The sequence below is a fragment of the Spongiactinospora gelatinilytica genome, assembly GCF_003236385.1.
Classification (GTDB): Bacteria; Actinomycetota; Actinomycetes; order Streptosporangiales; family Streptosporangiaceae; genus Spongiactinospora; species Spongiactinospora gelatinilytica.
In genome coordinates this window covers 1-22377 of record NZ_POUA01000083.1, presented here as the reverse complement: position 1 = coordinate 22377, position 22377 = coordinate 1, and the positions used below count along the sequence as shown (strand labels likewise).

The window sequence follows — 22377 nt, the reverse complement described above, 5'->3', positions numbered from 1 at the left end:
TTGGCGGCACCGCTGTGGTCGTTCGCCGACCGCAGGCGGCGGGGGCTGCACGATGTGGTGGCGCGGACCATCGTGGTGGACCTGACCGGGCCCGGGTCGGCGCGGGCGCAGGCGCGGGGTGCGCTGTTCCGCGTCGGGCTCCTCGTGGCGGTGTTCGCCGCGCTCGTGCTCATCTCTGTCATCGTGGCAAGGTGATGAGGGAGCATCTGTTAGGGGTGGCCGGTAGTCGGCTGCGGTTCGGGTGCGGCGCGGAGGGGATCGAGCGGCTGGAGGCCGCGCTGGTCGGGGCGGCGTTCTCGCCGCACCGGCATGACACCTACGCGATCGGCATGACGATGGCCGGGGTGCAGACGTTCCGCTACCGGGGGGAGCGGCGGGTGTGCCTGCCGGGGGAGTGGCACATCCTGCACCCCGACGAGCTGCACGACGGCGCGGCGGGCGGCGAGGAGGGGTTCGGGTACCGGATCTTGTACGTCGATCCGTTCCTGGTGCAGGAGGCGCTGGGCGGCGGGCCGCTGCCGTTCGTGGCCGATCCGGTGGTCCGGCCGCAGCGGATGCATCCGGCGCTGGCGGCGTGCCTGCGGCGGATGGACGAGCCGCTGGACGAGTTCGCCCGGCTGGAGGTCGCGCTGCTGGTCGTGGCGGCGCTGGAACGGCACGCGGACGCGCCGCCGCGCAGAACACATGGAAAACCGGCGCTGGAGGCGCTGACCCGGGTACGGGAGCTGATCGCCGCCGATCCGGCCGCGCGGCACACGCTGGCCGAGTACGAGCGGGTGTCGGGGCTGGACCGGTGGACGATCGCCAGGCAGTTCCGGGTGGTGTTCGGTACCAGCCCGACCAGGTTCCGCACGATGCGCAGGCTGGACCTGGTCCGGCGCGCGCTGCGGCAGGGCACGCCGCTGCCGGAGGCGGCGCTGGCCGCCGGGTTCGCCGACCAGAGCCACATGACCCGGATGTTCAAACGGGCCTACGGTTTCACGCCGGGGGAATGGGCCGCCGCCCTCGTCTGAAGCCGCACGGAAGTCGCACGGAAGCACACGCAAGCCGCACCGACTACAGCCCGCCGGTCACCTCAAGTACGGCCCCGTTCACGTACGACGCCTGCTCCGACAACAGCCACACGATGGCCTCGGCGATCTCACCCGGTGCGCCCGGACGCCCCAGCGGCACCCGCTCGGCCAGTCGGAAGGCCCGCCCCGGCTCACCCGAACGCGCGTGGATGGTCGTGTCGATGAACCCGGGCGACACGGCGTTGACCCGCACGGCGGGGGCCAGCTCCTTGGCCAGCCCCACCGTCATGGTCTCCACCGCCGCCTTGGTGGCCGCGTAGGTGACGTACTCGCCGGGGGAGCCGGTACGCGCCGCCACCGACGACACCGTGACGATCGCCCTGCCCGGCCGCCCCTTCCACCGCCGGGCGGCCTCCCGGCACAGCCGTAGCGGGGCCACCAGGTTGACCTCGACGACCCGCCGCAGGTCGTCGTCCGCGAGGTCGGTGAACGGGCCGATCCCGCCGGTGATCCCGGCGTTGTTCACCAGCCCGGACACCTCGCCCAGCGACTCGGCGAGGTCGAACAGCCGGCCGGGGGCGTCGTCGCCGGTGATGTCCAGCCGGACGCCGCGAACCTGCGGGCCGAGTCGTTCCTCCAGCTCACGGGCCTCGTCGTCGGAGGCCGAGTGGGTGAAGAGCACGGGGACGCCGGTCGCGGACAGGCGCTCGACGACGCTGCGGCCGATGCCGCGCGAGCCGCCGGTGACGATCACCGTCATGCCGGGGCCCCCTGCCCGGCCGTCCTGGCCTCGATGGCGCGGACGACGGCCGCCATGTCGAGCCCGCCGTGCCCGAGCGCCAGGGTCTCGGCGAACAGCTCCTGGCAGACGTCGATCAGCGGCGAGGCCGTACCGGAGGCGCGGGCGGCCTCGGCGATCAGCCGGTTGTTCTTGAGCACGTCGGCGATGGCCGCCTGGGCGGCGAGGTCGCCCTCGACCAGCTTGCGCGCCTTCACCCGGGACACCGCGCTGGCCATCGGGCCGGAGTCGACAACATCCCGGAAGCTTCGCATATCCACCCCGTGCCGTGCCGCGAAATGCGCGGCCTCGGCCAGCCCGGTGACCGTCGTGATCAGGAAGATGTTCACCGCCAGCTTCATCAGCAGGCCGCCGGGCACCTGCCCGCACTCGATGGCGTCGCGGCACATCGGCGGCAGCAGCGCCCGTGCCTCCGCCACGGCGGCGGGCTCGCCCGCCAGCATCGCGACCAGCTCACCGGCCTCGGCGGGGTCGCGCGAGCCGGACACCGGGGCCTCGACGTACTCGCCCCCGGCCGCCCGCACGGCGGCGCAGAGCGCGGCCGAGTACGTCGCCGACGTCGTGCCCATGTGGACGACGACGCGCCCGGCGACGTTCGCCGCGAACGCCGCCGGGGCGTCCCGCTCCAGCACCGCGTCCATCGCCGCCTCGTCGGCCAGCATCAGCAGCACCACGCGCGCCCGCCGGAAGACCTCGGCCGCGCTCCCCGCCACCGACGCGCCCGCGGCGCGCAGCGGCTCGCACCTGGCGGCGGTGCGATTCCACACCACGAGCGGTGTCCCCGCCCTGGCCAGGTTGAGCGCCATGGGCTGCCCCATGATCCCCAGTCCGACGAACCCCACACCCATCGACCGACCTCCGCCCGCATGCCCGTTGGATGCCCCGTTGTAGTGCGGGCTCGGGCCCGATGTCTTGAACGATTGTGATACGGCCCTGAGCTGGGCTCATATCGAAACCCGCAACGTGTCCGCCCGCATATCGATATTTGACACTGCCTGAATTGACCGCTTTGCTGCTCGCCACGGGGTTCGATGGGGGAGGAAAGTAAATGTCCAGCAAGCGACTCGGTGCGCTGGCCGCGGCCGGGGTGGCGGCGGGGCTGCTCGTCGCGGGGATCACGCTGCCCGCGGTCGGCGGGGCGGGCATCGGCCTGGTGACGGTGGTGAACGAGGTCGGGATCGCGCCGAAGGCGCTCAGCGAGCCGCCGCCGGCCGAGGTCTCGGTGGTCCAGGACGTCAAGGGCAGGCAGATCGCCCGGTTCTACGAGCAGTACCGGGTCGCGGTCGGCCTCTCGGACGTGGCCGGGGTGATGCGCAGCGCGATCGTGGCGATCGAGGACTACCGCTTCTACCAGCACGGCGCGATCGACATCGAGGGCACGATGCGGGCGCTGGCCAAGAACGTGCAGGCCGGTGGGGTCAGCCAGGGCGGTTCGACGATCACCCAGCAGTACGTCAAGCAGGTGCTGTTCAACTCCGCCACCACCAAGGCGGACAAGGAGAAGGCCCTGGCCGCGAGCTACGCGCGCAAGCTGGACGAACTTCGCCACGCGCTGTGGGTGGAGCAGAAGTACAGCAAGGACCAGATCCTGGAGAAGTACCTGAACATCGCCTATTTCGGCGCGAGCGCCTATGGCGTGGAGGCGGCGGCCAAGCGGTTCTTCGGGGTCACCGCCGCCGAGCTGACGCCGCCCCAGGCGGCCACGCTGGCCGGCGCGGTACAGGACCCGAACGCGACCGACCCCAACCTGGGCCGCGGGCACCGGGAACGGCTCCGCAAGCGGCGTGACGTGGTGCTGGACCGGATGGCCGAGCTGGGCAAGATCACCAAGGCCGAGGCGGCCAAGGCCAAGGCCAGCAAGCTCGGCTATGTCGGGACGAAACTCCCGGGTGGCTGTGAGACCAGCAAATATCCGTACTTCTGCTTCTATGTCCGCCAGGAGATCCTGCGCGACCCCACGTTCGGCCGCACCAAGGACGACCGCCGCAAGTACCTCGAACGCGGCGGCCTCACCATCAAGACGACGCTCGACCCGGCCATGCAGCGGGCCGCGGAGCGGGCCATCCGCGCCCGGGTGCGCTCCACCGACGGCCCGGTCGCGGCCCAGGCGCTGGTCCAGCCGGGCACCGGTGCGATCCGGGCGATGGCGGCCAGCCGGGAGTACGGCTCCAAGAAGCACCAGATCTCCTACAACGTGGTGGCCGACGCCGCGCACGGCGGCGGCGTCGGCTTTCAGGCCGGCTCCACGTTCAAGACGTTCACCCTGCTCAACGCGCTCAGCAAGGGCATGCGGCTGGACGACGGGCTGACCGCAGGAGCGGGCTTTCGCGCCTCCGCGCCCTCCGACTTCGTCAACTGCGCGGGCAAGGGCGTCGGCGACCTGTCCCACACCGTCACCAACGACGAGGGCTCGCCCGGCTGGAAGACCCTGCGCACCGGCGCTCGGCACTCGGTGAACACGTTCTTCATGGAACTGGAGCGGCGCGTCGGGCTGTGCGACACCGTCAAGACGGCCAAGGCCCTCGGGATTCACCGTGCCGACGGACGCCCGCTGGCGGAGTACGAGACGTTCGTGCTCGGCATCAACGAGACCGACCCGGTCACCGTGGCCAGTGCGTACGCGGGCATCGCGGCCCGCGGCAGGTACTGCGCGCCGATGGCGATCACCGCGATCACCGGCAGGGACGGCAAGGCCACCCGCTACCGCCCGTCCTGCCGCCAGGCCATCGACGCAGGGGTCGCCGACGCGGCGGCGGAGGTGCTGTCGGGGGTGTTCACCGAAGGCACCATGAGCGGTGTGGGCGGCATCGGCCGGCCCGCGGCGGGCAAGACCGGCACGACGGACGGATACGCCACGGCGTGGTTCGCCGGGTTCACCCCGGACCTCGCGGGCGCGGTCAGCATCGGCGACCCGCGCGGATCGAGCCGGTACAAGCTGACCGGCGTGACCATCGGCGGCCGGTACTACGGCTCGGTGCAGGGGGCGAGCATCCCCGGCCCGATCTGGAACGACACCATGCGGGAGGCGCTGCGCGGCATCGCGCCGACGCCGTTCCCGCAGGTGGACCGGACCCGCTTCGGCGGCTGCGCCCAGGACTGCCGCACCGAACCAGAGCCCGAGCAGGAATCCGAGCGGGAACCCGAAGAGGACATCGAGGACTTCCAGTGATCAGGGGAACGGCGGGGCCAGGCTCCACACCCGGACGCCGTGGTCCTGCCCGCCGCTGACCACGATCGGGACGTCGTTCAGCCACCCGACGCACACCGCCCACACCCGCCCGGTGTGCCCGGTGAACGGCTTGCCCACGGGCCGCATGGTACGCAGGTTCCAGACCCGCACCGTGCCGTCCTCACCGCCGGAGACCACGAGCGGGACACCGTCCACCTCGGCGAACGCCACCGACCACACCGTCCCCCGGTGCCCGGTGAGGGTGGAGCCGAGCCGTTCGTGGGTGTCCACCCTCCAGACCCGCACGGTGCCGTCCAGGCCGCCGGAGAGGGCCACGAGCGTGCCGTCCACATGGCCGATGTCGACCGTGCGGACCTGGCCGGTGTGCCCGATCAGGCGGTCGCCGATCGGCCGGCCGTCGGCGAGCTCCCAGATCCGCAGCGTGCCGTCCTCGCTGCCGGTCACGGCGAGCGGCTGGAAATTCCGCTCGCCGTAGGCGACCGAAAGGATCTTGGAGCTGTGGTCGGCGTCGCGGGCATAGATCTTCCTGCCCTCGGCGAGGTCCCAGACGTGCAGGGCACGGTCCTCGCCGCCGCTGATGGCGATCGGCTCGCCGCCCCGCCTGCCGGTCGCCACCGCCTTGACCTGCCCGCGGTGCCGGTACGGCGGGCCGGTCTCCTTGAACGCCCGAAGCTCCCACGCCCTGACCGTGCGATCGTCGCTCGCCGAGACGACGGTCGGCTCCCCGATGCGCCCGCTCACCGCGATCGACCGGACCGGCCCGGTGTGCCTCGTGAAGGGGTTGCCGATCTGCCGGCGTTCGGCCAGGTCGAACACGCGGACCGTGCGGTCCTCGCCCCCGGACAGGGCCACCGGGGTGCCGCCCAGCACGGTGGTCGCCACGGCCCTGACGGCCTTGGTGTGGCCGACCAGCGGGCCCATCAGGAGCCGGCCGAAGGGCGGGGCCGACCCGGTACGGCCCGTGGTGGCCGGACCCGGGGTCGGCTCGGCGGTGAGCCGGGACACCAGCGGCGGCACGGAGATCGCGCCCGCGGCGGCGGCCACGCCACCGGCCAGCCCGCCTACCACCAGGGCCCGCCGCCGCGACATCCCACGGAGCGGACCCGAGGCGGTGGGCCCGGTCGAGTCAGGGTCGGGGTCGCTCTCGCCGGTCAGCGCGCGGTACACCGCGACGGCGGTGGGCCGCTCGTCAGGGTCCTTGGCCAGGCACCGGGCGAGCAGCGGGCGTAAGGCGTCCGGCACACCGGACAGATCGGGCTCGGCGTGCAGAATCGCATGCATCACCGCAGGAACCGCGTTCCGGGCGAACGCCTGCTGCCCGCTCGCCGCGTAGGCCATCGTGCAGCCCCAGGCGAAGATGTCCACGGCGAAGCCGGGCGGGGCGTCGGTGAACAGTTCGGGGGCCATGTAGGCGGGGGTGCCTATCGCGCGGGTGCCGGGAGAGGTGTGGTCCAGCGCGCGGGCGATGCCGAAGTCGATCACGACCGGGCCCTCCGGCCCCATGATGACGTTGCTCGGCTTGAAGTCGCGGTGGATGATTCCGGCGCGGTGGATGGCCGCCAGCGCGCTGATCGTGGTGACCGCCAGGCGGTCCAGGCCGCCGCCCGACCGGGGCCCCTCGGTGCGGACCAGTTCCTCCAGCGAGACGCCCGGGATGTACTCGCTCACGATGTACGGCCGGCCGTCGTGCAGGCCCATGCCGAGCACGCGCGCCGTGCAGAAGGGGGCGACCCGCCGCGCGGTCTCGACCTCACGGAGGAACCGCCGCCGACTGTCGGATTTGTGGGCGAGCGACAGGTGCAGGAGCTTGATCGCCACCTCTTCGCCCGAGGGCGCGTGGGCGAGATGCACCACCCCCTGCCCGCCGTCACCGATCTGGCGGATCAGCCGGTGGTCACCGATCCAGGAGTGCCCCTCATGCAGAGGGTCGGACATGCCCACCTCATTCCGGGGACCTGTACGAGGTACGACATATCGTACTTCTGCCCACCGGGGCCGGTCAGGGAATCGGTCAGCCCGGTGGGGTCAGCGCGCGGATGATCGCGTCCGGTATCAGCAGGTCGGCCCGGTGGCGGGTGGCCGCGATGAGATCCGCGTTGCGCTGGTCGGTACCGGTGGCCCAGGCCATGGCCGCGTCCGGGGCCTTGCCGAACCGCACGTGCCTGGCCACCAGGCGGCGCAGCCGCTCGCCAGGGTCGAGGTCGCAGTACCACACCTCGGCCAGGCGGGGCCGCACCCCGGCCCAGTCGCCCTCGTCGTGCAGCAGGTAGTTGCCCTCGGTGATGACCAGCCGGGCGGCGCGCGGGACCGGGATGCTGCCCGCGATCGGCTGTTCGAGGTCGCGCTCGAAGGCGGGCGCGTAGACCACGTCGTCCTGCTCCTCGTCCAGGCGGCGCAGCAGCGCCGCGTATCCGGCCGCGTCGAAGGTGTCCGGCGCGCCCTTGCGGTCGCGCCGGCCGAGCCGGTCGAGTTCGACGTCGGCCAGGTGGAAGCCGTCCATCGGGACGTGCGCCACCCACTCCGGCCCCGCCGTACGGCGCAGTTCCCGCAGCAGGTGGTCGGCCAGCGTGGACTTGCCCGCCCCCGGCGCGCCGGTGATGCCCAGCACGGCCCGCCTCCCCCCTGCGGTCAGCGCGCGGGCCCGCGCGGCCAGGTCCGCGAGGCCGGTCATCGGGCCGCGGCGGCGTGGAGCTGACCGGCGATGAACGCCCGCGCGTGCCGGGCCAGGTCCTCCCCGTCGGACCACAGGTTGCGCCAGATCGCCAGGTCGTTGGACAGCCCGCGCATGACCACGGCCGAGGAGAACGACTCGAACGTGATCGGCCCCCGGTACCCGATGTCGCCGAGCGCGTGGAAGAAAGAGGTGAAGTCGAGGTGCCCCGACCCGAGGTAGCCCCGGTGGTTCTCCCCGATATGGACGTATCCGAGCCGGTCGCCCACCTCGTGAACCGGCCGGACGAGGTCGTCCTCCTCGATGTTCATGTGGTAGGTGTCCAGGTGGATCAGCACGTTGTCGGCGCCGATGTCGTCGGCGAGCCGCAGCGCGTCGCGGGCGGTGTTCACCACGTTGGTCTCGTAGCGGTTGCAGATCTCCAGCCCGAGCGTCATCCCCCGGCCCTGCGCCTCCCCGGCCAGCCGGCGCAGCACCGCCACCACGTTGCGCCGCCCGGCCTCGGTGAGCGGGTGACCGTACTTCCCGAGCGCGCTGTAGAGCGCGCCGGTCAGGTGCGTGCCGCCGAGCCCCTGGGTGACCGCGAGCGAGTCGTGCAGCAGCTTCTCGCCGCGCTCCACCACGGCCGGGTCGTCGCTGGAGACATCGGCGCCGAAGGCCAGCCCGCGCGAGCACGCGACGCCGAGGCCCGCCGAGCGCAGCGCCTCGCGGGCGGCGGCGAGGTCCAGGTTGACCGAGTCGTGCAGGGACAGCTCCAGCAGGTCGAACCCGGTGGCCTTGGTCTTGCGCACGGCCAGAGCGAGCGAGGCGGGGCTGGTGTCGCCCGCCCACACCAGGGCGTGCACTCCGATGGGGTTGGTCTGCGTGTCGGTGGCCACGGTGGGTGCCTTCCTCGGTGTGGTCGGGGTCAGTTCTCGATGGCGCCGGTGATCAGGCCGACGATCTCCTCGCCGGTGGTGTCGGCGGTACGGCGTCCGCCCACCCGGCGGCCGGCGCGCATCACCCACACCTGCTGACTGAGCCGCATGACCTGCGCGAAGTTGTGGCTGATCAGGAGTACGGCATGCCCCTCGTCGCGCAACCGCACGATCAGCTCCTCCACCCGGGCGGTCTCCTGGACCCCGAGCGCGGCCGTCGGCTCGTCCATGATGACCAGTTTGGAGCTGAATCCCGTCGCCCGGCAGATGGCCACGGCCTGCCGCTGCCCGCCCGACAGCCGCCGCACCCGGGAGCGTACCTCGGGCACGTTGACCGCCAGCGCCGAGACCATCCGCTTGGCGCGGGCCTGCATGGCCCGGCGGTCAAGCAGCGCCACCGGGCCGAACCGGCGGACGATCTCCCGGTTGAGGAACAGGTTCTGCCAGACCGTGAGGTCCTCCACCAGGGCGAGGTTCTGGTGGACGGTCTCGATCCCGGCGTCGCGGGCGTCCTCCGGCGAGTGGAACGCGGTCTCCTCGCCGTCGAACAGGATGCGCCCGCTGTCCGGCCGGTGGATCCCGGACACGCAGCGGACCAGCGTGGACTTGCCGGCCCCGTTGTCGCCGACCAGGGCGGTGATCTCGCCCCGCCGTGCGGTGAGCGAGACGTCCACCAGCGCGCGGACGCTGCCGAAGGTGAGAGAGACGTCGCGGCAGTCGAGCAGGATGTCCCGACCGTTTGGGTTGCTCACTTCTGGAACCTCGTCATCAGCGCGGCCAGCACCACCACGATGCCGACGGCGAGCGGCTGGTAGAACTGCGCGACGCCGAGCAGGGTCAGGCCGTTGACCAGGGCGGTCAGCAGCAGTGCGCCGATCACCGGGCCGACGATCGTGCCCCGGCCGCCGAACAGGCTCACCCCGCCCAGCACCACGGCCGCCACGGAGTTGAGCAGGAAGGAGGTGTTGGAGGCCGGTTCGGCCGCGCCGACCCTGGCCACCAGCAGGATCGCGCCGAGCCCGGCCAGCGCGCCGCTGATCGAGTAGACCGCGATCTTGATCCGCCGGGTGCTGATGCCCATCGCCGCAGCCGACTCCGGAGCGCCGCCGGTGGCCAGCAGGTGGGTGCCGAACCTGGTGCGGAACAGCGCCACATGGGCGATCACCGCGACGGCGAGCGCGATCAGGAACGTCCAGCCGAAGATCCCGAACCCGCCCGTGGACAGCCGCAGCAGCACCGGATCGACGATCGTCACCGGCTTGCCGTCCGCGAGGATCAGGGCGAGCCCCGAGGCCGCGGACAGCATGCCCAGCGTGACGATGAAGTCGGCGATCTTCCCCCAGGCGATGATCATGCCGTTCACCGCGCCCGCCACCCCGGCGGCGGCGACCGCGAGCAGGCAGGCGGGCCCCAGCCCCCAGCCGGCCGTGTACGACAGGCCGAAGGCGACCGCGCCCATGGTCATCACCGAGGCGATGGACAGGTCGATGCCCGCGGTGGCGATCACGAAGGTCTGGCCGACCGCCAGGATGATCAGGATCGCCGCGGCGACCAGCATCGAGGCGATGTTCCCCGGGCTCAGGAAGGTGGGGTTGAGCGCCTGGAAGACGATCACCAGGGCGATCAGGCCGGCCAGGGCGGCCCACTCCGCCCAGAACGCCGGGTCCTTCAAGCGCGCCGCGACGCTCACCGGACTTCGGTCCCGATCATTGGATGAGCGCCTTGAACGGGTCGTCGTACTCGCCGAACGGCTTGGGCGTGGCCGCCAGGGCCTGGTCGGCGTTGTCCTTGGTGACCATCTCGACCGGGGCCTTCACGTTGGGCGGGAGCCGCTTGCCGGCCGCCGCGGCCTGGCACGCCTCCACGCCCATCACCCCGATCGTGTACGGGTACTGCGCGACGGTACCGTCCAGGGTGCCGGCCTTGACCGCCTCCAGGGCGTCCTTGATGCCGTCCACGCTGATCACCTTCACCTGCCCGGCCTTGCCGGAGTTGGCGACCGCGCGGGCCACGCCGAGCCCCATGTCGTCGTTGGCGACGAAGAAGCCCTTCAGCTCGGGGTGGGCGCGCATCAGGTCGGTGGCGGCGGTGAGCGCGGCCTGGCGCTCCCAGTTGGCCGCGACGGTCTGGACGACCTTGATGTTCGCGGGCACCCCCCGCTGGAAGCCCTCGACCCTGGCCCCGCTGGTCACATCGCCCGCGATGCCGCCCACCACGGCGACCTGCCCGCCCCCGCGTAGCAGCTCGCCCATCCGCCGCCCGGCCAGCGCGCCGGCCTCGGCGTTGTCGGTGCCGATGTAGGTCGCGGGCTCGACGCCCGCGCTCTCGGCGGCCTTGGCGTCCACCGGGCTGTCGATGTTGACCACGGTCTTGCCCAGCGCGGACAGCTTGGCGAGGCCCTGGACCAGGTTGGTGCCGGAGATCGGGTTGACCACGTAGCAGGAGAAATCCTGACCGGCCAGGCCGTCCAGCTTGTCGGCCTGCCCGGTGGTGTCGGTGATGGCGTTGGCGGCCTGCACGGTGACCTGCACCCCGCCTGTCTTGGCCTGCTCGTCGATGCCCTGCTTCATGGTCTGGAAGAACGGGTTGTCCAGGCCCTTGATCACTGCGGCGATCCGGGGAGCGGCGGTGGTCGCGCCCGCCGTCTGACCGGCCGTGCCTGCGGGCTCTCCCGAACCACAGGATGCCAGTGCGAGGGCGCCCGCGGCCACGAGCGCACCGACCACCGCCAAGCGGCGGCCTCGGGCGTTGGCATACATCGGATATCCCTTTCAGCTCAGATGTCCTGACCGTAATCCCTACTTCTGGCGCCTGGCAAGCCTTCTTTCAACTTTTACCGTCGAAAGTCGGGTGACTTACCGACAGTCTCGGTCATAGCTAGAGTGTCCGCATGGGCACAACGAGTCTCGCCGCCGCGCGGATGGGGGTCGGTTCGGGCGAGATCCTTGGCTTGTTCCGTGACGTCGCCGAGGGCCTGACCAAGGCCGAGGTGGTGAGCCGTACCGGGCTGTCGCGCACCACGGTCAACCAGCGGCTGGACGGCCTGCTGACGGCCGGGCTGCTGATCCCGTCCCCGGTCGACGCGCGCACCGGCGGGCGTCCGGCGGGCCGGTTCGTCGTCAACCGCGGCCGCGGGGTGCTGCTGGTCGCCGACATCGGCGCCACCGGGCTGCGTACCGCGCTGTGCGACCTGGCCGGCGAGGTGCTGGTCGAGCGCGAGACCAGGGCCGATGTCACCGAGGGGCCGCAGGCGGTGCTCTCGGTGGTGGACGGGCTGTTCGCCGAGATCCTTGGGGTGGCCGGGCACGCGCCCGCCGACGTGCTCGGCATCGGCCTGGACGTCCCCGGCCCGGTCGACTTCGCCAGCGGGCGCGTGGTCAGCCCGCCGATCATGACCGGCTGGGACCGCTACGACATCCCGGGCTGGTTCGCGGCGGGCTACGACTGCCCGGTCCTGGTGGACAAGGACGTCAACGCCATGGCGTACGGCGAGCACCGGCTGCGCTATCCGGACGTGCCGCACCTGCTGATGGTCAAGATCGGCACGGGGGTCGGTACCGGGCTGGTCGCGGGCGGGCGGGTGCACCGCGGCGCGGACGGCGCGGCCGGCGACGTCGGGCACATCCAGGTCCATGTGGACGACGTGGACGAGCCGCCGGTCTGCCGGTGCGGCAACGCCGGATGCGTCGAGGCGTACGCCGGGGGCTGGGCGCTCGTGCGCGACCTGCGCGCGGCCGGGCGCGCGGTGACGACCGTGGACGACGCGGTGGGCCTGATCCGCGGCGGCGACCCGCTCGCCGTACGGCTGGCCAGGCGCGCGGCGCGCATCCTCGGCGGGGCCATCGCCGACACCGTCAACCTGTTCAACCCCCGGGTGATCGCGGTCGGCGGCCAGCTCGCGCACATCGACGAACAGCTCTTCGCGGGCATCCGCGAGATCGTGTACCGGCGTTCGCTGCCGCTGGCCACCCGCAACCTCCAAATCGTGCGCAGCGACCTCGACCCGCACGCGGGGGTGCTCGGGCTCGCGCAGTTGCTCGCCGACGGCCTCTACACCCCCGAGCGGGTTCAGGAACTGGTCGATCATGCCGTCGATCATGCTTAGGTCACCGGCTTCGGGGGGCGCGCGGCGTCGCCGTCATCAGGATGTCGTCGGCCGCCCACAGGACGAAGCGCTCCACCGGCACCACCGGGTGCCCCGCGACCGGGCCGAACTCCAGCCGCTTCAGCAGTACCGCGAGCACCAGTTCGGCCTCCACCATCGCCAGCCCTGATCCTTCGCAGGCCCGCGGCCCCAGCCCGAACGGGACGAACGCGTAGCGCGGCCGGGCGGCGATGGCCTCGGGGGTGAAGCGTTCCGGGATGAACGCCTGCGGATCAGGCCAATAGCGCGGATTCGTGTGGACGGCCCAGAACGGATAGAGGATCGTCGTTCCGCTGGGAATGTGGTGGCCGCCGAGCGTGAGGTCGTGGGTGGCCTCGCGCGCGCCGTACGGGCCCGGCGGGTAGAGGCGCATCGACTCCTTGAGCGCCATCTCCAGGTAGGTGAGCCGCCTGAGGTCGGCGTACGCGGGTGCGGGCCGCTCGCCGAGCACGCCGTCCACCTCGGCCGCCACCCGGGCGGCGATCTCGGGGTGGCGGGCCAGCAGGTGCAGCGTCCACGACACGGCCACGCCGGTCGTGTGATGCGCGGCCAGCATGATCACGAGCACGGTGTCCCTGATCCGCGCGGGGCTCATCCCGGCGGCGGCCAGCGCGCCGATCAGGTCGCTCTTGTCGCCGGCCTTGTCGCCGGCCTTGTCGCCGGTCTTGTCGCCGGTCAGGATTCGGTCCACGACGCTCCGCAGGTACGCCAGAGCCTGGCCGGCGTCGTCGCCGTTCTCCAGAACGGTCTGGAAGGCGGTCACGACGCGCTCGGCCGTGGCGGGGTCGTCCAGCCCGCCGAGCGCGTAGTCGCAGATCATTCGCAGCGACAGGGCGCTCAGGTCCTTCTGCAACGCGATCGGCCCGTCGTACGCCGCCCATCGCCCGGCCAGGTCGATGGCCAGTTCGGTGAACCGCGCGAACCGCGCCTGGTGCGAACGCCGCCCGGCCAGTACCGAAAGCAGTACTTTGCGCCACGGTGTGTGCTCGTCGGCGGGCAGCGTTTGCAGATTGCCCGCCTCGCACAGCGGGGCCAGGAACTCGAACATTTCTTCCGGCCGTTTGTCGATATGCGCGGTGGCCTCCAGTAACACCGGATCGGCCACCGAGACGGCGGGCAGCCCGCCCGGCAGCAGGAACCGTGCCACCGGCCCGTATTCGGCGTGCAGCCGCAGTTGGTACTCGTGCAGCCCGCCCACCGGCGCGAGGTTCGCGCCGGGGCCCGGGCCGGGTATCGAATTCTCCGGCATTTCTCTTCCTTTCCCTTTGATCTAATCTGGAGGTGGCGCTTAGCGAGGGCGGGCACATGTCCAAGTGGCCGGATAGTGACCGAAATTCAGCGGAAATCAACCATAATGAGATGGCCGGAACGGCGTTCGGGTCGGTCGTCCAATTCCGTGATGTGCTCGGCGGTCTGCATTTGCACGAGCCGACCTCCCTGCCGGTCCCCAACCAGCTTCTTCCCCGTCTCCGCCTGGTCGATCGCACAGCCCCGCTCGCCGAACTCGACGCCATGCGCGAGGAGCACGCGCTCGCCGGCGTACCCGCCGCCGCGCTGATCACCGGCTCGGCCGGCGTCGGCAAGAGCGCGCTCGCGCTGGCCTGGGCGCACACCGTCCGCCCGCACTACCCCGACGGCCAGCTCTACGCCGACCTGCGCGGCCACGCCGACGACGGGCCGGTGACGCCCCTGACCGTCCTCGGCGACTTCTTGCAGGCGCTCGGCGTACCGATCGAACTGATCCCCGGCGAACTCGCCGGGCGGGCCGCCCTCTACCGCACGGTGACCCACGACCGGCGGCTGCTCGTCCTGCTCGACGACGCGCTGACGGCCGCCCAGGTCCGTCCGCTGCTGCCCACCTCGCCGGCCAGCGTCACCCTGGTCACCAGCAGGCTCCGGCTGGCCGGCCTGCTGGCGGGCGGCGCGCGCGGCGTCTACGTGGACCGGCTCGACGCCGCCGCCGCCCTCGACCTGCTACGCGACACCGTGGGAGCCGAACGCGTGAACCGCGAACCCGAGGCGGCCACCGAACTCACCGAACTCTGCATGCGCCTGCCGCTCGCGCTGACCGTCGCGGCGGCCCGGCTCGCCTCCCGGCCCAACTGGACGCTCGGCGAGATGGCCGCCGTCCTGGCCGAGGAGCAGCGGCGGCTCGCCGTGCTGACGATCGGAGACGACATGGCCGTACGTTCGGCCCTGGACCTTTCCTACCGCGCGCTGCGCCCCGACGCCGCGCGGATCTACCGGCTGCTCGGCCTCGTCCCCGGCGCCACCTTCAGCGGGGCAGCCACCGCCGCGCTGGCCGACATCCCGGCGGTCGAGGCGCGCCGGTTGCTCGGCATCCTGACCGACGCCAACCTGCTCACCGACACCGCCGGCGGCCGGTACCGATTCCACCACGCGCTGGTCCGGCTGCACGCCGCCCAGCTCGCCGACACGACCGAGCGGGCCGAGACCCGCGAAGGGGCGGTGGCCCGGCTGCTCGGCTGGTACCTCGGTACGGCGGCGCGCGCGGAACGCCGCCTTCGGCCGTACCGGACGGGCCTGCCGCGCGACGCCGAACCACGGCCATCCGAAGTCACCGACTTTGGCGGCCCCGAAGATGCCCTTGAGTGGCTGGAGTCCGAACGCGCGAACCTCACCGCCGCCGTCACCACCGCTCACGACCGGGGGCGGCACGCCACCGCCTGGCAGATCACCGACGCGATGTGGAGCCTGTATCTGTTCCGCGGCCACCACATGGAACGGCTCGACGTGGAACGCACCGGCCTCGCCGCCGCCCGCGCCTGCAACGACTTGGAGGCCGAGGGCAAAATGCTGGGCAGGCTCGGCCTCACCCTGAACGCCCTCGGCGAGCCCGACGAGGCCGCCGCGCACTTCACCGTCGCCCTGAACCTCTGGCGCAGACTCGGCGAACGCGACCGCGAGGCGGGCTCCCTGCGCCGGCTCGGCGTCGTCGCGGCGGCGCAGGGCGACAAGGAGCAGGCCATCACCTACTTCCTCGCCGCGATCGAGATCTACCGCGAGGAGGGCGCCGACCGCAAGGCGGCCCTGGCCCTGGTCGAACTCGGCGGGGTCCTCATTACCCAGGGACGCGGTGCCGACGCGGTGATCTACCTCGAACAGGCCCGCCCGGGACTGACCAAGGTCGACGACCAGTACAACCAGGCCCGCCTGGAAATCATGCTCGGCCGAGCACACACGGGCGCCGGCGATCTCAGCACGGCGGACGAACACCTCCGGCGCGGTCTGGAACAGATGACCGCCCTGGGTTCCTCGGTCGGCCGCGCCGCCGCCCTGGAGGCCCTGGGCGAACTCGCCAAACTCTACGGACGACGAGAAGAGGCCCGCCACCACTGGGAACAGGCCCTCGAAACCCTCAACGAACCAACCGCAGCCACCACCGCCCGCCTCCACACTCACCTCACCTCCCTCGACCACCCCCACTGACCCGGTTTCCGCGCATCGTGCCCACTCGCTGCCACGACACCGGCTGAACCCCCGCCTCCAGCGGGAACCGCCCAATTGCCCTCGCTTCGCTCGCCCTGTTCTCTCTTTGCCGGGCTTCGCCCGGCGCTATCGCCGCAGGCCAATTCTGGAACGCCTGGTATTTCCCAAGGCGAAGCATGCTTCCTCCGCGAGGTCAGATCACCGTGTACCGTTGCGGTTCAACCTACTTCCTCAGGATCTTGCGAAACCTGACCACATCCGTGGCGCAAACCATTAGCAATCGGCGAAGCCACCCTATGCTCGGCAGTATGGCTTCCATCGTGCTCGTACCCGAAATCATCCCCATCGCCCGCAAGCCCGGCTACCACACCGACACAATAAACCTTTTTCAATCGGCCGCTTGAACCAGGTCAAAGGCGCCTCCATTAGGCTCGGGCCGAGTCTGGTTCCCCGGCAGGGCGCCTGGTCATGCGGCTACGGTATCTCGCTTTTTCCGCCTCTGACCAGGGAGCTTGAGGTTGAAAGGGCTCCACCGGCCATCCGGCAGACCGTCGGCAACTGGGATGACCACAAGCGCCTCTATGTCGTGCTGCACCGATTCGACTTCGCGGGCCGGCACATTGAGTCCGACATCTGATACGCCAGAGCCTGGCGGGACCAGCAAAAACGCCCCAACGCCCCCACGTCACCAACTCGGCCGTCGCCTGCGCACAGGCCCGGATGGACGGACTCCTCGACAAGCCGCTCCAGCGGAAATACTGCGGTATCGCCATCCGGCCATTCCAGCTCGTATTTGACGGCGTACTTTTCGGCCTGGTCGTCGAACAAGGACACAGCGACCAGAAGACGAATGCGACTGGGCAGAGCGCTCGGATTCGGGGGGCCTTGGGACGGTCTGTACTCCGCCTGAATTCGAGGGCGCGACCGGGCTTTGATCACTGGGTGAGGCGGCGGCGAAGGGCGCGGATGGCCAGGCGGGCGGAGCGGGTGCGCAGCAGCAGAGCGGTCAGGAGCAGGCACGCCAATGACACCGTCGTGATCAGCCACAGGTCGTCGGTCTCCAAGACCTGCAGCAGGGCGAGCGCGATGCCGACCGGCACGGTGAGGAGGGTGAACACCACCACTGTGGCGTTGACGCTACGGCTCTCGTCGTCGCGGGCGAGGCGGTTGAAGTCGCTGATCTCCGTCAGGATCTGGTCGAAGCGATCACGGAGCGCATGTTCGCGCTGATAGGCACTGAGCAGCCGGTTCGGTATGCCGTGCGGGGTCAGGTGCTGGGCCCATAGTTGGTGGCGGAAGAAGCTCACATCTCGTTCCAGGGCGGCCATCGTGGCGGCCATGGAAGAGTCCAGCGCCGCCATCATCCGTTCCTCCAACGCGGTCAGCGCCTGCTCGTGAAGGAGGCCGAGAAGTATGGCATCGAGATAGATCGACCGCACATAGACCGCGGCATAGCCGAAGAAGGGGTCTCCATGTCCCTGGTCGGGGCGAAGCCCGACAATTGCCGCGCCGTCGCGCAGGACGATCGCCTGCCAGTCCACCGACAGGCGGATGATGTCACTGTCGGCTGGTTCGAGGTTCTTCGGGTCGGGCGGGTAGTCCTCCAGGTTGGTCCGTGAGGCCATGGACCACAGCCACTGGCTGGCGACCGGCCAACGCCGGTACCGCATCGAGCGGTACAGCCGGGGCAGCCCGCCCTTAACGTGCGTGGCGAAGGAAACGGTGTACGGCCGGGTGTCGGGCTCCATCTTGGCCTGGCCGTCCACAAGCGTCTGCGGGTCGAACGGGACCGGGGCGGCGTCGCGGCGTCCGGCCAGGGATCTCAGCAGTTCGATCGGCGTACCGCGGAGGCACCGCAAATGGACGGCGACCAGGCCGTATCCCTCGTTCATGCGCAAAGCTTCGACGCCCAGAATCTCGATGTCCCCGATGCGCCGGCGAGCGGAGTCGTGCCAGCGGCGCGGTGTGTCGGCGGTGCCGTACAGGATACGGGCGGCCTTGGCGCGGTAGTAATTGTTCCGCGCGGCGGCGGTGGAGCTCATGCTGCGATGCCGCAGGACCAGAGGGCCTTCGGCCCAGGTGGGTGCCGTAGGGAAGTGAGCCTGGTAGACGGCGATGAGGCAGTGCCGTGCCAGGCCGGTCACCGGTAGTAGTCCTCGATGTCCGGCAGGTCAAGGCGGATGACGTAGGCGGCGCGTTCCGGGTCGTCGGCGGGCACGGTGAAGCGGACGCGTTCGCCGGTCCGGATGGTGCGAAACCCTTCGGTGACGATGTCGGCGTACATGAAGCTGTGCCGAGTCCCGGTCTCGCCGTCCTCCACGATGTAGGTGCCCTGGCGGCCGGTACTGCCGCTGCCGTACGGCATGCGATCGACGATGTGGCCGAATCGCTGGCTCATCGCATCTCCTCCACACAGCGGAACCCCACTGCGTTGCTGCTGATCCGTCTGCGGGCCAGTCCCTTGGACGAGGTCTGCAGCGCGCGGAAGGGATTGTCGTAGGAGCCGCCGCAGATGATGACCTCGCCGAGGTCGTCAAGCACGGTAGAGGTGATCTCCCACACGTTGCCGGCCATCTCCCTGATGCCGCACGGCGAGACGTTGCCGGGATGGTCGTCGACCGGGCCGGGCATGGCCAGGCCCAGCCGGCCGCCGTCGAGCTCTTCCCGCCACGCCTCGTAGGTGATCAGCGGTCGGCCGCTCCAGGAGTCGGCGCAGTTGACGATGCCCAAGTCGATGTCGTCACCCCAGGGGAACAACCGGCCGTCGGTACCGCGCGCGGCGGCCTCCCACTCGGTGGAGGTGGGTAGCCGCTTGCCATCGAAGGCGGCGAACGCGTACGCGCTCCAGGAACTGACACAGATCGCCGGATGGTTCGCATACGCAGGGTCGGTGTAGTAGCCGGGCACGCGCAGGCGTTCCAGCCAGGGCTCGTGTGTGATGCCGTCGGGCATGTCCGGGTGGTCCCACTGCTGAGAGCCGCCCTCCCGTACGGCGTCCAGGAACCGGTTGTACCGCTCGACCGTGACCGGGAACCGGTCGAACCGCACCGGACGCTCGATCCTGCGGAGCATCAGGTGGTGGCTCGGCCCGACCAGGTAGGTGCCGGTGGGCAGCACGCAGTCATCATTGATCGCCGACGCCTGCGAACGGCGGAACAGGAACTCACGCACCTGCTCGGTCAGCCGGGGCGGGACGGCATCGGCGAGTGCCGCTTCCCGGTTGGCCGGCAGGCGGAGGTGGTCGGCGGCCATGAGCTCCTGGTAGGCGCTGTGGGTGAAGGCGACGCTGGAGGCATCGGCGGGGCGGAACAGCGGGCGCAGCCGGAATGCGTCGTAGCTCAGCCGCCCACGGTCGAACACTTCGATGCCCAGGTGGTTGACGATGTCGATGAAGCCGAAGGTGGCCTGGTCGCGTAGGAACGCCGCGCCGAAGTAGCCGACGATCGCGGTCAGTCTATGGCTCAGTTCGGCCTCGGCAATGGTCTGCTCGATGTGCTTCCAGGCCAGTTCGGCGAGGTGAGGAGCCTGTTCGGCTCCGGAGACGAGTTGGTGGGACAGGCGTCGTTGCAGCGGTGTCGTATTGGAAGGGTCGTCGTGCAGCCGTAGCGCCGAGAAGCGGGGCACCTGCAGCGGGTTCACCCCCTGGGCGTGGAGCTGCTGGACGAGCTTCTCCGACACCAGCGCCGTGCCGTCCAGCAGGCGCCGCACCTGCGGGGTGTCTTCCAGGAACGAAACCCGAGAGGTGGTGACGACGGCCGATTCGGCCGAGAGTACCTGGGCGAGCTCGGTGAACAACTCCAGGAAACCCGCCTGCGTCATGGACGGTACCGCCTCGTCGATGCCGTCCAGCGCGCACAGCACCGACCCTGAGCGGGCGAAATAGTGGAACACATCGAACACGTGGGTGTTCTCCACCGACATGTACGGCGCGAGCGTGCGCGTCACGAAGTCGCGGAAGTCCTCATCACGCCGTTTGAGACTCATGTCGAAGTAGAAGCGGTACCGCCGTCCGGTCGCGGCCGCCGAACGGGTGACAAGCTGCTTCAGCAGCGTCGTCTTGCCGGTGCCGGACCGGCCGACGATCAGCAGGTTCCCGCCCGCGGTCGCCACCTTGTCCAGTAACCGGCTGGCGGCGCCCACCTGGATGATCTTTTGCTCGCCGGTCTGATCGTCTGTGGTGAGCAGGTCGCCGGAGACGGTGATCTGCTCGGCGCCCGACGGCTTCGGGTAGGCGTCGGCGACGTCGGCCAGGTGCCGATCAAGGTCGACAAAGGCGTCCATGAACCGCTCGTACGTCACCACCCGGAAGTCCTCGCCCAGTGGCCCCGGCCGCTGCATGGTGCCGTTCTGCTCCAGGATCAGGAAGCGGGTGAGCTTGGGAAGGCGGGTCTGCAGTAACTCGCCGCCGGTGGCGTCGAAGACCTGGATGACATCATCGACGCTCTTGCTGAGCAGCAGCTCAATGTACTCACTCCGCAGCCCGCGTTCCCGGAAGAAGAGCTGGTAGAGCGTGTTGCGCGACAGCTCGAAACGCTTGACCGGCTTGAAGTCCAGGGTCAGGTACAGTCCTGCGAGGAACTCCGCCTTGACCGCGACATCTGGCGCGAGCTTGGGCACATCCCCGCTGAGAATGCCGCTCCCGGTACTGCTGAACCACGCCAGCACATCCAGCAGCCGCCGTACCGCCGTCAGCCCGTCTTCGTCGGCGATCTCGTACCCGTCGTGGGTGGATCGGTTGCGCAATCGCTGGATGTCCCGGAACGCGTCCACGACATTGCTACTTCGGATGTACGGCAAAGCGCCCTTGATCAGCTCGTTCAGCGCCCTACTTCCGGGGTCGCCCGGAACATTGTGGTGCCGCCAGAGTTGCTTGAGAATCCGCTCGGTGATCTTCCCCACGAGAGCGATCGCGTTCTCCGGGTAGCCGTCGCCGATGGACTTGATCGGCCGCTCTAGGTCCAGCCCCAGATGCCGGGCCACGCGGGAGTGGTCGTCCAACTCGTTGCGGAGCTGGTGCAGGCGGCCGTCGAGTTCCACGCTCATGGGGCCGTCCCCAGCACGAAAGCGAACCGATCGGTGAAACGCACCTCAGGGCCTGGATGGCGGGCGAGGATCTCCTGGACGCCCTGCTCCAATTCGGCATCGGTGAAGCTGGACAACAGTGACATGTATCGGCTGCGGACCATGTCGATGTAGCGCTCACGATCGAATGCGAGCGGGAACCCCTCGTAGGTGACCTCAGCATGTAGACCGGCACCGGTCATGGCCTCGGCGATGTCCTCGGGGTCTGGCTGGCGTTGCTGGAAGAGCCTCAGCGCCGCGTCGAACAGCGGATAGTCGATCATGGTGGGCAGCATCACCACGAGAATCCGTGCCCCCGGTCGTAATAGGCGGGCCAGACCGGCGAGAATGCGGGCGGGGTCGTCGAGGTGGTGGACGACCTCCTTGAGGAGGATGGCGTCGTATGCCTCGAGCGGGAGTCGTATTTTTGCATCGACGATTTCCTCGGCTCCCGCGTGCAGGGGGGTCAGCCGCGGGTCGGAAGGCAATTGCGCCAGCATGCCATTGGAGGGATCGGCACAGACGACCATGGCGGCGTGTTGGGCCATACCCCGCGAGTACAGACCGGTACCCCCGCCGAGATCCAGGACCGTGTCGGTGGGGCGCAGGTTGAGCCGGTCGACGATCGTGCCGGTCATCCACGCGATGAAATCCGGACTATATGCCCAATTCTCATCAAAGCTGGTCGCAAGCCGATCATAGTGTGCCCGCGTGACATCACTGCGCACGTTCCCTCCACACCACGGCACCAGGGCATCCTCAGCATCTGACGGGGTTCGATCATAGTCAAGAAAGGGTCACGGCCGAGGTGAGATCGGTGTGGGGGATGGGATGTTATTGGGGTAAATGGCCGAGGAGCATATATGCGTTGTTCGGTGTGTCCGGGCTCGCGCCGTACCGCGCCAGATGGCTGTACTCGCCGTGAGCGCCCCGTGAAAGGGGACAATCGGCGGCGTGAAGTATTTGCCGCCTGCCCCGCACTGGCATCGGTGACTTCCTGCGACTACATGGCGGACCAGCGCGTCCATTTCCAGGTGGGCGGGCTTTGGTCTCGCTGGAGTGACAGCTACTGAGGTCACCGCAGGACCAGCCCCGGCGCGGGCGTGGGGCAGGGGCTGGTACGGCTGCGGGG

At 70.2% G+C, this 22377-nt stretch carries 19 protein-coding genes; 6 read left to right on the top strand and 13 right to left on the bottom strand.

The window, feature by feature from the left end; all coding sequences use genetic code 11:
- Positions 1-195: hypothetical protein (locus C1I98_RS41350; protein WP_158558012.1), on the top strand; the 195-nt coding region annotated here is incomplete at its 5' end.
- The gene (locus tag C1I98_RS13085; RefSeq protein ID WP_111167438.1) at positions 195-1013 is read left to right on the top strand and encodes an AraC family transcriptional regulator; all 819 of its coding nucleotides are present in this window, start codon (positions 195-197) and stop codon (positions 1011-1013) included. The genes C1I98_RS41350 and C1I98_RS13085, both read left to right, overlap by 1 nt.
- A gap of 43 nt (positions 1014-1056) precedes the next feature.
- Here the strand turns inward: C1I98_RS13085 and C1I98_RS13080 are convergent, their stop codons facing one another.
- On the bottom strand, positions 1057-1773 hold the full coding sequence (locus C1I98_RS13080; protein WP_111167437.1) for an SDR family NAD(P)-dependent oxidoreductase: 717 nt from the start codon (positions 1771-1773) through the stop codon (positions 1057-1059).
- Positions 1770-2660, bottom strand: coding sequence for an NAD(P)-dependent oxidoreductase (locus tag C1I98_RS13075; protein WP_111167436.1), 891 nt, complete (start codon positions 2658-2660; stop codon positions 1770-1772). The genes C1I98_RS13080 and C1I98_RS13075 overlap by 4 nt, the downstream gene beginning before the upstream one ends.
- A gap of 200 nt (positions 2661-2860) precedes the next feature.
- Here C1I98_RS13075 and C1I98_RS13070 point away from each other — a divergent pair, with 200 nt between their 5' ends.
- Positions 2861-4981 carry a transglycosylase domain-containing protein gene (locus C1I98_RS13070; RefSeq protein ID WP_111167435.1) on the top strand — a complete coding sequence of 707 codons (2121 nt, stop codon included), beginning with the start codon at positions 2861-2863 and terminating at the stop codon, positions 4979-4981.
- Here C1I98_RS13070 and C1I98_RS13065 read toward each other — a convergent pair whose 3' ends face one another.
- The 6 genes from C1I98_RS13065 to C1I98_RS13040 form a co-directional block, all read right to left on the bottom strand.
- A complete protein-coding gene (locus tag C1I98_RS13065; RefSeq protein ID WP_111167434.1) occupies positions 4982-6937 on the bottom strand; it encodes a WD40 repeat domain-containing serine/threonine protein kinase in 1956 nt (651 codons plus the stop codon). It abuts the gene before it with no gap.
- 76 nt (positions 6938-7013) lie between these two features.
- Entirely contained in the window at positions 7014-7673 is a 660-nt protein-coding gene (locus C1I98_RS13060; protein ID WP_111167433.1) for a nucleoside/nucleotide kinase family protein, read from the bottom strand.
- Entirely contained in the window at positions 7670-8551 is an 882-nt protein-coding gene (locus C1I98_RS13055; protein ID WP_111167432.1) for a sugar phosphate isomerase/epimerase family protein, read from the bottom strand. The genes C1I98_RS13060 and C1I98_RS13055 overlap by 4 nt, the downstream gene beginning before the upstream one ends.
- Before the next feature lie 29 nt (positions 8552-8580).
- A complete protein-coding gene (locus C1I98_RS13050) occupies positions 8581-9342 on the bottom strand; it encodes an ATP-binding cassette domain-containing protein (protein ID WP_111167431.1) in 762 nt (253 codons plus the stop codon).
- Positions 9339-10280 (bottom strand): ABC transporter permease, encoded by a 942-nt coding sequence (locus tag C1I98_RS13045; protein WP_111167430.1) that lies wholly within the window; start codon positions 10278-10280, stop codon positions 9339-9341. The genes C1I98_RS13050 and C1I98_RS13045 overlap by 4 nt, the downstream gene beginning before the upstream one ends.
- Positions 10281-10296: 16 nt before the next feature.
- On the bottom strand, positions 10297-11349 hold the full coding sequence (locus C1I98_RS13040; RefSeq protein WP_111167429.1) for a substrate-binding domain-containing protein: 1053 nt from the start codon (positions 11347-11349) through the stop codon (positions 10297-10299).
- A gap of 131 nt (positions 11350-11480) precedes the next feature.
- Here C1I98_RS13040 and C1I98_RS13035 point away from each other — a divergent pair, with 131 nt between their 5' ends.
- Complete coding sequence (locus C1I98_RS13035; RefSeq protein ID WP_111167428.1) at positions 11481-12695, top strand: ROK family transcriptional regulator; 1215 nt, start codon at positions 11481-11483, stop codon at positions 12693-12695.
- A gap of 1 nt (position 12696) precedes the next feature.
- On the opposite strand, the gene C1I98_RS13030 is transcribed toward C1I98_RS13035, so the two are convergent.
- Positions 12697-13983, bottom strand: a complete 1287-nt coding sequence (locus tag C1I98_RS13030) for a cytochrome P450 (RefSeq protein ID WP_111167427.1) — start codon at positions 13981-13983, stop codon at positions 12697-12699.
- 110 nt (positions 13984-14093) lie between these two features.
- On the opposite strand from C1I98_RS13030, the gene C1I98_RS13025 reads away from it, so the two are divergent.
- Complete coding sequence (locus C1I98_RS13025; protein WP_158558011.1) at positions 14094-16184, top strand: tetratricopeptide repeat protein; 2091 nt, start codon at positions 14094-14096, stop codon at positions 16182-16184.
- Between the two features lie 400 nt (positions 16185-16584).
- Positions 16585-16821, top strand: a complete 237-nt coding sequence (locus C1I98_RS40450) for a hypothetical protein (protein ID WP_146607407.1) — start codon at positions 16585-16587, stop codon at positions 16819-16821.
- A gap of 298 nt (positions 16822-17119) precedes the next feature.
- On the opposite strand, the gene C1I98_RS13020 is transcribed toward C1I98_RS40450, so the two are convergent.
- The 4 genes from C1I98_RS13020 to C1I98_RS13005 all read right to left on the bottom strand — a co-directional run bounded on the left by C1I98_RS13020 (position 17120) and on the right by C1I98_RS13005 (position 21883).
- Complete coding sequence (locus C1I98_RS13020) at positions 17120-18226, bottom strand: hypothetical protein (protein ID WP_146607406.1); 1107 nt, start codon at positions 18224-18226, stop codon at positions 17120-17122.
- 98 nt (positions 18227-18324) lie between these two features.
- Positions 18325-18582: a hypothetical protein gene (locus C1I98_RS13015; protein WP_111167424.1), complete on the bottom strand. Its 258-nt coding sequence runs from the start codon at positions 18580-18582 to the stop codon at positions 18325-18327.
- Positions 18579-21227 carry an SUMF1/EgtB/PvdO family nonheme iron enzyme gene (locus C1I98_RS13010; RefSeq protein WP_111167423.1) on the bottom strand — a complete coding sequence of 883 codons (2649 nt, stop codon included), beginning with the start codon at positions 21225-21227 and terminating at the stop codon, positions 18579-18581. Before C1I98_RS13010 ends, C1I98_RS13015 begins: the two co-directional genes overlap by 4 nt.
- Positions 21224-21883, bottom strand: a complete 660-nt coding sequence (locus C1I98_RS13005; RefSeq protein WP_111167422.1) for a class I SAM-dependent methyltransferase — start codon at positions 21881-21883, stop codon at positions 21224-21226. Before C1I98_RS13005 ends, C1I98_RS13010 begins: the two co-directional genes overlap by 4 nt.
- Positions 21884-22377 lie beyond the last annotated feature (494 nt).